Annotated in this window: 12 protein-coding genes, 1 tRNA gene and 1 rRNA gene; 3 read left to right on the plus strand and 11 right to left on the minus strand. The window is 27.3% G+C overall.

Going from position 1 to position 12,243, the window contains the following annotated elements; translation table 11 throughout:
- Positions 1-69: 69 nt before the first annotated feature.
- The 3 genes from BUB01_RS20715 to tsaD form a co-directional block, all read right to left on the minus strand.
- Positions 70-1,365 carry a S1C family serine protease gene (locus tag BUB01_RS20715; protein ID WP_072993034.1) on the minus strand — a complete coding sequence of 432 codons (1,296 nt, stop codon included), beginning with the start codon at positions 1,363-1,365 and terminating at the stop codon, positions 70-72.
- A 368-nt stretch (positions 1,366-1,733) separates the two neighbouring features.
- The gene (locus BUB01_RS20720; RefSeq protein ID WP_072993037.1) at positions 1,734-2,756 is read right to left on the minus strand and encodes an alpha/beta fold hydrolase; all 1,023 of its coding nucleotides are present in this window, start codon (positions 2,754-2,756) and stop codon (positions 1,734-1,736) included.
- A gap of 9 nt (positions 2,757-2,765) precedes the next feature.
- Positions 2,766-3,785, minus strand: coding sequence for a tRNA (adenosine(37)-N6)-threonylcarbamoyltransferase complex transferase subunit TsaD (tsaD, locus tag BUB01_RS20725; protein ID WP_072993040.1), 1,020 nt, complete (start codon positions 3,783-3,785; stop codon positions 2,766-2,768).
- 408 nt (positions 3,786-4,193) lie between these two features.
- Here tsaD and BUB01_RS20730 point away from each other — a divergent pair, with 408 nt between their 5' ends.
- Both BUB01_RS20730 and BUB01_RS20735 read left to right on the plus strand, forming a co-directional pair.
- On the plus strand, positions 4,194-4,820 hold the full coding sequence (locus BUB01_RS20730) for a RusA family crossover junction endodeoxyribonuclease (protein WP_072993042.1): 627 nt from the start codon (positions 4,194-4,196) through the stop codon (positions 4,818-4,820).
- Positions 4,821-4,843: 23 nt separating this feature from the next.
- Entirely contained in the window at positions 4,844-5,407 is a 564-nt protein-coding gene (locus BUB01_RS20735; RefSeq protein WP_072993044.1) for a GDSL-type esterase/lipase family protein, read from the plus strand.
- On the opposite strand, the gene BUB01_RS20740 is transcribed toward BUB01_RS20735, so the two are convergent.
- The 5 genes from BUB01_RS20740 to BUB01_RS23890 all read right to left on the minus strand — a co-directional run bounded on the left by BUB01_RS20740 (position 5,402) and on the right by BUB01_RS23890 (position 8,516).
- Complete coding sequence (locus BUB01_RS20740) at positions 5,402-6,391, minus strand: NAD(P)/FAD-dependent oxidoreductase (protein ID WP_242958456.1); 990 nt, start codon at positions 6,389-6,391, stop codon at positions 5,402-5,404. The genes BUB01_RS20735 and BUB01_RS20740 overlap by 6 nt on opposite strands.
- 68 nt (positions 6,392-6,459) lie before the next feature.
- The gene (locus BUB01_RS20745) at positions 6,460-7,188 is read right to left on the minus strand and encodes a LytR/AlgR family response regulator transcription factor (RefSeq protein ID WP_072993047.1); all 729 of its coding nucleotides are present in this window, start codon (positions 7,186-7,188) and stop codon (positions 6,460-6,462) included.
- A 25-nt stretch (positions 7,189-7,213) separates the two neighbouring features.
- A complete protein-coding gene (locus BUB01_RS20750; protein ID WP_207650004.1) occupies positions 7,214-7,741 on the minus strand; it encodes a histidine kinase in 528 nt (175 codons plus the stop codon).
- Between the two features lie 188 nt (positions 7,742-7,929).
- Positions 7,930-8,247 (minus strand): hypothetical protein, encoded by a 318-nt coding sequence (locus tag BUB01_RS20755; protein ID WP_072993051.1) that lies wholly within the window; start codon positions 8,245-8,247, stop codon positions 7,930-7,932.
- Positions 8,248-8,393: 146 nt separating this feature from the next.
- Positions 8,394-8,516 (minus strand): hypothetical protein, encoded by a 123-nt coding sequence (locus tag BUB01_RS23890; RefSeq protein ID WP_278337164.1) that lies wholly within the window; start codon positions 8,514-8,516, stop codon positions 8,394-8,396.
- Between the two features lie 275 nt (positions 8,517-8,791).
- Here BUB01_RS23890 and BUB01_RS20760 point away from each other — a divergent pair, with 275 nt between their 5' ends.
- Positions 8,792-10,645, plus strand: a complete 1,854-nt coding sequence (locus BUB01_RS20760) for an LTA synthase family protein (protein ID WP_072993053.1) — start codon at positions 8,792-8,794, stop codon at positions 10,643-10,645.
- Between the two features lie 40 nt (positions 10,646-10,685).
- Here the strand turns inward: BUB01_RS20760 and BUB01_RS20765 are convergent, their stop codons facing one another.
- The 3 genes from BUB01_RS20765 to BUB01_RS20775 form a co-directional block, all read right to left on the minus strand.
- Positions 10,686-11,567 carry a polysaccharide deacetylase family protein gene (locus BUB01_RS20765; protein ID WP_072993061.1) on the minus strand — a complete coding sequence of 294 codons (882 nt, stop codon included), beginning with the start codon at positions 11,565-11,567 and terminating at the stop codon, positions 10,686-10,688.
- A gap of 201 nt (positions 11,568-11,768) precedes the next feature.
- Positions 11,769-11,843 (minus strand) — tRNA-Asn (locus BUB01_RS20770).
- Positions 11,844-11,908: 65 nt separating this feature from the next.
- Positions 11,909-12,243, minus strand: a 23S ribosomal RNA gene (locus tag BUB01_RS20775); the annotation flags it as partial.

Here is a 12,243-nt window from a genome sequence, read left to right on the forward strand (position 1 = left end):
ATTATCATTTATAGAAATACTATTATAATAGTAAATTCCTATTAGTAAAATAAAACTTTAAATTCTTATTTAACTTTGAAGTTTTATTTGTATATTTACTTCTTTGTTATCTCTAACAACTACCATATTAACTACATCGCCCTCTTTATGTTTTTCTTTTAAGTCATTAAGTTCTTTTGATGTTTTTATCCTTTTTCCATCGAACTTAATGATAACATCTCCTCTTTTAAGCCCTGCTTTTTCAGCTGCGCTGAAATTTGATACCTCACTTATATAAATGCCTTCTTCTAAGTCATATTGCTTTGCGATATTAGCATCTATATCCTTTATACCTATTCCCATTTTTAATAACGGCTTTGACAATACACCTAGACGTCCTTTAACTTCATTGATTGGAATTGAGAATCCTATACCTTCTATTCCACTTCCAACTTTCTTAGCTGCATTTATTCCTACAACTTCTCCTTTAGAATTTATAAGAGGTCCTCCGCTATTTCCTGGATTTATAGCTGTGTCAGTTTGTATATAGTGAATATCTGCACCACTTTCAGATTTAACTACTCTATTAGCTGAACTAACTACACCCTTTGTTACTGTTTGACTAAATTCTTTTCCAAGTGGATTACCCATAGCTATTACATCTTCACCAGCTTGAATAGCATCAGAATCACCAAGTACAGCTACTCCTGGTACCTTTATATTATCTGTTATTTTAATTACAGCAATATCTTGATCTGCATCATAATTTATAACTTTTGCATTTACTTCTTTTCCATCCTTTAATATTGCCTTTACTTCTTGTGCTCCTTTTATAACATGATAGTTAGTAACTATATAGCCTTCTTCATTTATAATGAAACCTGATCCTATTCCATCCTGCTCTTGTGTATTGTTAAAAAGATCCCTTCCAACTATACTTTTTACCGATACTCCAACTACCGCTGGTGAAATCTTTTTAACAGCATCTGTTGCTGAAAGTACACCGTCTTTTGATGTAGATGATACAAAAGTTGGTGGATCATAAGTTATATTCTTTTTAGCTGTTCCTACTGAAGAATTATTATCCTTAGCAAATAAATAGACCCCTGTAGCCCCAACAGCTCCTCCAAGCATTGCACACACTAAAGCTCCGGCTATTAAAGCTGCTATTTTCCCGCCTTTTTTATTTTTAATATTTACTTTTTTATACTTATCTTGTTTGCTATCTTTATTATTTTTGTTATCTACCGTTTCATAATTTACGTCTTTTACAGTTTCATTATTAAAATCATCACTTTTGTAGTCTGTATTACTACTTGTATTCATTCCAAAATAATCTGAAAATTCACCTTTATTATTAACATCATTGTTATTTATATTATCCATATTTATTACCTCCAAAAATATCTTCTTTTTAATTATTATCTATATTTAAATACTAATTCAGTTTTGTGACATTTTCGTGACATTTCATTGTCATTTTATTGTCAATATTCATTTGAATATTTAAATTTTATTTTAAATATTTGATTAATTCAATAGAAGTTATGCTTTAATAATATTTTTATGAATATATTTATTTAAAAATTTTATTATTTAATTAATTTTATTTTATTTTAAATAATAAATTTTAAAAATCTAGTTATATAATTATTAAAATAAATTCTCTCATTTACAAGTTTTTGCTAAAATTGGTTTTTATAATTATATATTTTCCTTAATATATATAAAAAATAAAACACCTTAATAGTGCCTTACTTTTTACATTTATTAAATACAAATTTTATAGCTGTTATAATCGCATCTGGATTTTCTAAAGCTGTAATATCTGTATTATTATCTAACGTTTCAATATTAAATATTTTCTTATCAACATTTTCTTGTTTTAAAAGATCTTTAAGCGCTAATTGTTGCTCTTTCTGATTCCCCTCATTAACAATTAAAACTAAAGGTTTATCCTTTATAAGACCACTTTTTTGAGAATTACAATTATAATTATTTAAATTATCTACTTCTTGTAAATAAGCATTATTATAATTTGTTTTTCTCCTTAACATATTAAACTCAAGTTTATCTTCTCCAGTTAAGAATTCATCTATTCCCTTTGGATTTTTCAATTTACCCATTTTATCAAGTATTTCATTTATACCTACATAAGAAGCTTTTTTTTGAAAGCTCCTTAAAGTTTTATCAGCATTATACCTTTTTAACAAATTACCATCACTTAAAGAATTTTCATTTATAGGATTGACAAGTACCATTCCAGCTACAGAATCACCATAAAATTTTTCATAATTAGTAGCAACAAGACTCCCATATTCTTCTCCTACAAATATTATAGAATTATAAATCCCGGCCTTCTTTAATATCATCTTTAAAAGCCTTGCTTGATCCTCCACAGATTTTCCCTTTGTAAAATCTGAAAATCCATAACCTGCTCTGTCGTATGTGAATACTCTACAATTAAAATTTTTATTAAGCCCTTGTCTTACTTTCTGCCATTCATAAGAACCAGCTCCCAAACTTGAATCCATAACTACAGTATAATCACCACTACCTGTTAAATTATAATAGTATTTATTACCATCAATTCTTACAAATTTACCTCTCGGTTTTATTTTAATATTATCTACCTTATCCTTAATAACTTGAAAACCAATCCCAAATAAAAAAATTGCTGCTACGACTATTGCCACTGTTTTAACTATATCCAATGGTTTTATGTTTTTTTTGATTTTTATCTTATGAAAACTATTTGAATATGGTAAAAATCTCATTGGTCCCCCTTACCTTTCACCAAGCTTTAGATTTGGTTTTGCATTTAAATCTAAATTGCTACTTAATCCATTTAACATTTCAAAATAAGCTGCACTCCCTATCATTGCAGCATTATCCGTACAAAGTATGGGTGCTGGAAATAATATCTCTATTCCTCTTTTCTTACCTTCTTTAATTAAATTTGCTCTAAGTGCAGAATTAGAAGCTACTCCACCAGCTATAGCAACTCTTTTAACAGATTTCCTTTTACAAGTTAACATAACATTATCTGTTAAAACATCAACTACAGCCTTTTGAAAAGATGCTGCAACATCGGCTTTATTTACCTCTTCACCTGTCATGCTCATTTTATTTAAATAATTTAAAACTGCTGATTTTACACCACTAAATGAAAAATCTAAACTATCATCATGAAAATTTGCTCTTGGAAACTTTATAGCATTTTCATTTCCTTCTTTTGCTAACTTATCTATTTTAGGTCCGCCTGGATATCCAAGTCCCAAAGCTCTAGCAACTTTATCATAAGCTTCACCAGCTGCATCATCTCTAGTTTGACCTATAACTTCATATTCACCAAAATCTTTAACATGAACTATGAATGTATGTCCTCCTGAAACTACAAGACAAACAAAAGGCGGTTTAAGTTCCTTATGTTCAATAAAGTTAGCACTTATATGTCCTTCTATATGATTTACTCCTATAAGCGGCTTATTTAATGAATAAGCTAATCCCTTTGCATATTGTAACCCTACTAACAAAGCTCCTACAAGCCCTGGTCCATAGGTAACGCCTATAGCATCTATCTCTTCTAAACTAACCTTTGCTTCTTCTAATGCTTCTGTAACTACCGCATTTATAGCTTCAATATGTTTTCTTGATGCTACCTCCGGTACAACTCCACCAAACTTTGTATGTATATCTATTTGTGATGATATTACATTTGATAAAACTTCTCTACCATTTACAACAACTGCTGCTGCTGTTTCATCACAACTACTTTCTATAGCCAAAATAATTTTTTTATCCATAAACTATCCCTCATTTTAATTCATTAATACTACCTATTATACATTATACTACAATCACATTCAAATCAAGAGTATACTTAAGTTATTAACATAAAAGACTTATTTTCTTAATTAATTTGTAATAAAAAATACTCTTATATAATTTTCTTACTCATAAAATTAATCCATCAAGTCATAAAAAAGTATATAAGACTTATTAGGCTTTTGAAAAATATATATTGCAATTAAAATTCTACATTTAATTAGATAACCATAATAATGATAACTCAAAAGTAATTTTGAAATTAGATTATAAAAAGCATATTACAACAAATAAATAAGGAATTAACTATAATTAATTTTATTTATTTGCATTTATAATTTATAATAAATTGAATGATATAAATAACTATGGAAGGAGTTTATCTTATGGAAAAACCTTATGCTAAGGTAATAGTTTTAGGTTCCCCTATTACTAAATCAAACTTCAAACTATCAAATTCTAAAGGTAGAGCTATTTTGCCTAATAACTCTGGACTTTATCATGATAGATATGCCCTTTATGAAGAAGAGATAGCTTATAATGCTAAAATACAAAATCCAAATACTTGTTTATCCGAAGCATTAATAGCTGTTCTTAAGGTTTATTATAAAAGTGAAAAACGACATCCTGATACTAATAATATTACTAAAAGTATTTTTGATGGTATAGAAAAGAGTGGTTTAATAATAAATGATGCTCAAATTAGAAGACTTATTATAGAAGAATTCTATGATAAAGATAATCCAAGGTTTGAACTAGAGCTATTTGGTGAAAGTTGCTTTAAAATGGATTATTCAATTATTTCATTAGATTTCCCTAGTAAGAAAATTGAATATTCACCTCCTGTAAATAAAAAAAGAACTTCTTTAAAATCTATCAAAGCAAAAGAAGCAATAGCTACTAATAAGTCAACATGTGAAATATGTAATAAAAATATTTCTAATGGTGCTTTTATAACTGCTAATAATGGTAAAACTATAGTGTGTAAAAAATGTCTTTTAAAAGGAAGATAAATATAAAATTTTAGGAGTATTTTATGAAAATAACTTGTATAGGTGATTCATTAACATTTGGTTATGGTGTTAAACCAAAAGAAAACTTTGTAAATCTATTAAAAAAAAATTTATCTGTTGAAATTTTAAATAAAGGTCAAAATGGTGATTCCTCAGCAGGTATGTTAAATAGATTCAATAGAGATGTTTTAAATACTAATTGTAATATCTGCATCATACTAGCTGGTACAAATGATATATTTTCTAATAGAAAATTAGAAGATATAGTTGATAACACTTTATTTATGGTTTCTGAATGCATTATGAACAACATAATCCCAATAGTTATATCACCACCTAAAACAAAAAAAAGTTTAGCTGAACTTTATTGGTCAAATACTATTGATTATAATAAAACTAATTTACAGTTATCTAACCTATCTAGTTTATTAAATAAAAATAGTAAAAAAATGAACTTTATATTTATAGATATTTTTGATTTAATACCTAATCTAGATGAATATTATACAGATGGCGTACATCTAAGTAAATTAAGCTACATACTAATATCTGATGAAATAGAAAAAAGAATAGCCTTTTTATTATAAATGGCTATTCTTTACGTATTCAGCTGCACTTTTTCCTACTCTATATCCCTCTTCTGTACATTTATCTGCTAAACTATATGCATGAATTAAATTTCCACAAGCATATACACCCTTTTGAGATGTTAAAAAGTTACTATCAACCTTTGGTCCTAATGATGTCAAAGACATTTTTATTCTAGCTCCTTCTGCAAGTTCAGTTTCTGGTAACCATCCTACAGATAACAAAAGTGCGTCGCATTCTATAGTTTCTAAAGAATCTTCTTGTATTTCACCATTATTATTAATCTTTCCTACAACTACTTTTTCAATTCTTTCATTACCTAAAACCTCATGTATTGTATATGAATGCTTTATGGATATGTTAAACGCTTCCGCAATCTGCTCTGAATATGACGTTCCAGAAATAATATTAGGAGAAGCTTCTATTATTGCTTTGACATTAGCACCTTCTACTATTAATCTTCTAGCAACTATTAATGATATATCCGATGCACCAAAGATAACAATTTCTTTACCTGGTAAATAGCCTTGTACATTAACAAGTTTATGTGCAGTTCCAACCGTATATATTCCAGCAAACTTATTACTTGGAATATTTATATTTCCAGTATATTTTTCACGACTTCCCGTTGCAAGTATTATAGCCTTTGCTTCTATCTCTTTCATTCCATCTTCAGGATTAACATAACTTACTACATTAGTTGTTGTAATACTTAATACCATAGTATTTAATTTGTATTCAATCCCTAAATCTTGAATTTGTTCTATAAAATATTGTGCATACTCTGGTCCTGTTATATCTTTATTTAAAATATTTCTTCCAAACCTATTATGTATACATTGGTTAAGTACTCCACCTAGGTAATCCTCTCTTTCTAAAAGCAATACTTTCAAAATTCCTTGCTTCCTAGCTTCTATAGCTGCCGCCATTCCAGATGGACCTCCTCCAACAACTACAATATCATACTCATGCAAAACTATCACCTCTTCAACTAAAATACCTATATACTTTATATTATCATATATTATTTCCTAATACATACATTTTTTAATCATATCTTAAATGTTTTTTTAATTACCTTATTATAATTTCTGCTTACTGGGATTTCTTCATCCGTCCCTTTAACTTTTAAAAGATATGTACCATTTATCCATGGTGTAATACTTATTATAAGTTCTATATTAACTATATAATTTCTATGACATTTTATAAAACTAAAATCTTCTAATCTTTTTTCTAATTGAATTAAAGTTTCTTCACTTTCGTATATCTCTTTCTCTGTATGTATAAATACAGCGCCATCTTTAACATGACAAAAAACTATTTCATCAATATTTATGAGTAATAAAGATTCTGTTGTTTTAACTGGTATTTTCTTAACATGTTTATTAGTATTCTCTACCTGTAACTCCTGATAAGATTCATTGCTTAATATCCTATCCAGCGTCTTATTAATTCGTTCTTCAGAAAATGGTTTTAATATATAATCCAAAGCATTAACTTCAAATGCCTTAATTGCATACTTATCATGTGCCGTAACAAATACTATTTGTGTTCCTTCTGAAACCTTTTTTATCTCACTAGCACTCAAAAGGCCATTAATTCCTGGCATATCAATATCTAAAAATACAGCATGTGGTTTATAGGCTTTAATACCTTCTATTCCCTCTTTAGCATTAGAATATTTTCCAACAATATTTACTCTATTACTTTTTAGAAATACATACTCAAGCTCTTCCACTGCAATTTTTTCATCATCTATTATTATTATATCTAACATTAAGCCTCCTCCTTATTAAATCATCTTATTCTTCTACAGAACATTTTCTCATATCTATCTTGTAAACTAAATTCTCTTCATTAGTAATTATATATCTATTAAAAATATTTGAATTTTCAATTTCTTCTTTATAATTTTTAGGTACTATTACTTTAATATATATTTCTAGATTATTCTTATTTTCTAAACAATCTAAATCAATTAAACTTTTCTCTATGCCATTCTTCCTTATAAAAGATAAAAGACTCTCCACTATATTTTGAATAGGATTTTTCTTTAGTCTATAATTTTCCAGGGTATCATTATACTTAAATTCAATATTTTTATCAAGTCTTATACTTTGTACATATGCATATGATTTTAATGCTTTCAGTAATTCATCTCCCCTAACAGAATCACTTTTATCAAAAACTAATCTTAAATAGTTACTTAACGCTAATACTAGTGACCTAGACACCATTACATCTTTTCTACAAAAATAATTTAGTGTGTTTAAAGTACTAAATATAAAATGTTCTTGCTCTTCTTTAATAGTATCAATCGCTAAATCCATATTATCGTTTTTAGTGTAATATTTAACACTAAAGTAGTCTCTAATTAATTTTATAAAATATATAAATATTATATTTATAAAAATAAAAATACTTGCTTTAAAAATATTTATGTCTAATGCAAAATATAATATAAATAAGTTAAATATTATAATTGTGCCAAATAAAAATTTATTTTTCATCCTTAGTACTATTCCTCTACTTCAAAATTACTATTAATTATTTTATCTTCCTCATATATGTATCTAGTATCTCCATAAACATTAGTTTTACTTGTAAATGCCTCATTAGCTATATCATCACATAAATTTGCTATCTTTTTTGTCTTTTCTATTATTCTATCACTCAAATCATCACCAAATTTATAGGTTTCATCCATTTTCTCTTTAATTACTACATTTTCCCCTAATGTTTTTATGATAATCTTACTAGATCCTTTAATACTCTTTTCAGTTGTTAATGCTATAACTTCACCTATAAACCTTATAGACTTATTTATCTTTCCCATAAAGCACTCCTTGAACATATTTTAAAAATTCGGAAAAACCATATCTATAGCTTTCAGTATTATTTCAAAATGAATATCATTATCTTTAACGATTTCACAATCTATATTTATTATAGATTTCCCTTTACTTGTGTCCTTTGCTTTTTTTAGTTCATTTCTATGTTTCTACCTATAGTATTAAATTTAAATGTTGTTATTATTATTTTTTGTTTGTATTCTATAGTTGCCCATTTTCTAGATGTAGAATTAATAATAAATACATGCTTCATAGTTCCTACAAATGAATTTTCTTACAATTTATATTAAATATAATATATTTCGTTTAATATGTATATACCATTTAACTCCAGTGCTATATATTCAAATTACACTTTTAAGTCACAAAATATAAATTAACATTATTTTATATTCTTATATCGTATATTCATTACTAATAATAATTCTTATATCATCTAATTTATTATGATAAATTAACTTAATTGATTTATTAATGCTTTTATTATATAATTTATAAATTAAGAATATTAATTGTGAGGTGCATAATATGAATATTAAAACAGTAAGTACTTCTTTGTTAAACTTTGTTAAAAACAAAGTTCATAAAGATTCCTTACTTAGGTTAGGGTTTTACTTTTTAACCGTAACCTTTATAACATTGAAAGGTATTTATTTCTTAGGATTTATTTTAAATAAAAGTTGCTTTAACTTAAATTTTCCATTAGGGTATAGAGAAGCAAATCCATTTTTAAATTATTACATTGGCTTTGCTATTTTATTTTTAAGTTTTGGTCTTTTATTTAAAGGTATTGGAAAATCTATTTATATGATTATTATAAATTTATTATTTACCTTTCTAATAATTGTAGACCTTTGGTACTTTAGAGGATTTTTAACAGTTCCATCCGCATTAATAATAACCCAAACATCTAATATGGATAATATGGGCGGATCATTTTTATCATTTGCAAGTAATTATGATTTTATATTTATTTTTGATTTTATTATACTCATTTCATATATAGTTATTTTTCGTAAAAACTTTAAAAAAGTTAAATCTAATTTAGTAGGTTTTTTAATAGCTTTTATAATCCCTTTAATATATATAGGATATATTCCCTTTAATATAAACATATTACATAGAGAAGTTAAAAATGATTATATCTTTAGCAATTACGATCCTACTAATACTACAAGGTATTTTTCACCTATTGGATATCACGTTTTTGATTTATATAATGTTTATAAAAACTCTAAACCTTATGAACTGACTTCTGATGATAAAAAGGATATTGAAGAATATTATAAATTTAAAAATGAAAATTTACCTGATAACAAATATAAGGCTATGTTTAAAGGTAGTAATTTATTAGTTATACAAGTTGAATCTTTAGAAAGTTTTGTAATTAATCAAAAAGTAGACGGAAAAGAAATTACTCCTAATTTAAATAAATTACTTAATAACTCAATATACTTTAAGAATACATTTGAACAAGTCAATGAAGGTACAAGCTCTGATTCAGATTTAATGGTAAATACATCAATGCTTCCTTTAAGACGAGGAACTGCTTTTTATAGATATCCAAATACCACTTATCATTCATTACCTAACTTACTTGAAGAAAAAGGTTATGAAACTACAGCTATACATCCTGATAGGGGCTCTTTCTGGAATTATTCAAGTGGCTTAAAGGGAATTGGCTTTAATAACTTCATAGATTATTATTCCTTTGATAATTCGGAAGTGTTTGGTGCTGGTATAAGTGATGGTACTTACCTAAAACAGGTTGCACCTTTAATAAAAAAGATGAAACAACCTTTTTATACTTTTACAGTAACATTAACAAGTCATGGACCTTTTGAGTTACCTGAAAAATATCGTGAACTTGGATTAACTGGTGAATTAAAAGATAATATACTAGGTGGATATTTTGAAAGTGTACATTACACTGATAAACATATAGGTATATTTCTAGACACTCTTGACAAAGAAGGCCTTTTAGATAATACAACAGTAGTTGTAGTAGGTGATCATACAGGTGTGCATAAATATTATAATGATAAAATAGAAAAACTATCTAATCCTGAAAAATGGTGGTTAGATAACGGTAATCATACCGTTCCATTTATAATTTATAATAAAAATTTAAAGGAACCTTTAAAATCGGATATATATGGTGGTCAAATAGATATAATGCCTACAATTTTATATTTAATGGGTATAGACGATAGTAAATATACTAATTCTGCTCTTGGTAGAAATCTATTAAATACTAATAGAAGCTCTGCTGTATTGACAGACAAAACTATTAAAGGTACTGTTAATAATGAAGAAAAAGAACAACTTAATAAAGTATTAGATATATCAGACAAGCTTATACGTAGTAACTATTTCAAATAAAAAAACAGCCTCAAAATGTATAATATTTTGAGGCTGTTTTTTATTTTATAGTTTTAAATTCATAGCCTTGCTCTTTAAAATAATCTATTACTTTAGACAAAATATCTCTTGTTTTTTTCTTTCCAGGTGCGTCATGCATAAGTACTATTGCTTTATTCGTATTTTTAGAACTTTTCTTCACATTTTCTAACATCTGCTCTTCTGTATATGGTTTCCCTTCTGCATCTCCATTTACACAATTCCAGTCTATATTAGTAATCTTATTAACTTCTAATTCTTTATCTAATTCATTTATATTAGGGTCTTTGTGTCTTGATAAATGTCCACCTGGCATTCTAATAACTTTTGTTTCGAAATCTTCACCTAAAACTGATTTTAATACCTCATTAGTTTTATCTATTTCTTCCATAAAATATTTTATGTCAACCTTGCCTTTAGGATATAATAAATCATATTTATGTGAATAACTATGATTTCCTATAGCATGTCCATCTTCAATTTCTCTTTTTATTAAAGACTTCATTTTATCTGACTTTTCAATATTACTTCCTAGTACAAAAAAAGTAGCCTTAACATCCTTTTCTTTTAATATGTTCAAAATATCTTCTGTTGTTTGTGCATTAGGACCATCATCAAATGTTAAAAAGACATATTTCTTTCCATCCTTAGGATATTTACCATTAAGCATATTAGCTACATCATTTCTATCTATTGAATAATCATCATGTTTCTTATTATCCTTATTATTACTTTCTTTAGACTTCTCTTCTTCAACACTAGCTTGTACAACTTTGTTCTTTTCTTGTTTGTTAAAGAAAAAGTTTTTAATGCCTAGTCCTGTAGAAACTATTAATAAAGCAGCTACTATAGTTGAAATTACCATCTTATGCTTTTTCTTCTTGTAGAAGTTATTTTTTTTCATATTCACTCTCTTCCCCCTGTAAAAATATGCACAATAATTATCACAAATTATTTTTATACTTTTCATTATATGACAAATAATATTATTTTTCAATGTAGTATGATATAAACTTTAATATATTAAAAATTTGAATATACTAATATTAAAGATAATTTTACAAAATAAAAAAACACCAAGTTTCCTTGATGCTAAAATTCAAAATGGCTCCGTGGAGAGGATTCGAACCTCCAACCTATCGGTTAACAGCCGAGTGCTCCACCATTGAGCTACCACGGAATATTAAAAAAGAATATTATATTCTTTTAAAATTGCATACAGATATTTTAATAACAAATAAGTATTTGGTCAAGCCCTCGATCTATTAGTATGAGTCAGCTGAACATGTTACCATGCTTACACCCCTCACCTATCAACCTTGTGTTCTTCAAGGGATCTTACTAGCTTACGCTATGGGAAATCTCATCTTGAGGTGGGCTTCACGCTTAGATGCTTTCAGCGTTTATCCCTTCCCGACTTAGCTACCCAGCCATGCTCCTGGCGGAACAACTGGTACACCAGAGGTCAGTCCATCCCGGTCCTCTCGTACTAAGGACAGCTCCTCTCAAATTTCCTACGCCCGCGACGGATAGGGACCGAACTGTCTCACGACGTTCTGAACCCAGCTCGCGTGCCGCTT

Origin of the sequence: Clostridium cavendishii DSM 21758, assembly GCF_900141845.1 — a bacterium.
Lineage (GTDB): Bacteria > Bacillota > Clostridia > Clostridiales > Clostridiaceae > Clostridium_AG > Clostridium_AG cavendishii.

Excerpts from the sequence above, each read along its gene's own strand:
- BUB01_RS20715 (WP_072993034.1), bottom strand. The coding sequence starts at position 1,365 with ATGGATAATATAAATAACAATGATGTTAATAATAAAGGTGAATTTTCA.
- BUB01_RS20720 (WP_072993037.1), bottom strand. The coding sequence starts at position 2,756 with ATGAGATTTTTACCATATTCAAATAGTTTTCATAAGATAAAAATCAAA.
- tsaD (WP_072993040.1), bottom strand. The coding sequence starts at position 3,785 with ATGGATAAAAAAATTATTTTGGCTATAGAAAGTAGTTGTGATGAAACA.
- BUB01_RS20730 (WP_072993042.1), top strand. The coding sequence starts at position 4,194 with ATGGAAAAACCTTATGCTAAGGTAATAGTTTTAGGTTCCCCTATTACT.
- BUB01_RS20735 (WP_072993044.1), top strand. The coding sequence starts at position 4,844 with ATGAAAATAACTTGTATAGGTGATTCATTAACATTTGGTTATGGTGTT.
- BUB01_RS20745 (WP_072993047.1), bottom strand. The coding sequence starts at position 7,188 with ATGTTAGATATAATAATAATAGATGATGAAAAAATTGCAGTGGAAGAG.
- BUB01_RS20750 (WP_207650004.1), bottom strand. The coding sequence starts at position 7,741 with ATGGATTTAGCGATTGATACTATTAAAGAAGAGCAAGAACATTTTATA.
- BUB01_RS20755 (WP_072993051.1), bottom strand. The coding sequence starts at position 8,247 with ATGGGAAAGATAAATAAGTCTATAAGGTTTATAGGTGAAGTTATAGCA.
- BUB01_RS23890 (WP_278337164.1), bottom strand. The coding sequence starts at position 8,516 with ATGAAGCATGTATTTATTATTAATTCTACATCTAGAAAATGGGCAACT.
- BUB01_RS20760 (WP_072993053.1), top strand. The coding sequence starts at position 8,792 with ATGAATATTAAAACAGTAAGTACTTCTTTGTTAAACTTTGTTAAAAAC.
- BUB01_RS20765 (WP_072993061.1), bottom strand. The coding sequence starts at position 11,567 with ATGAAAAAAAATAACTTCTACAAGAAGAAAAAGCATAAGATGGTAATT.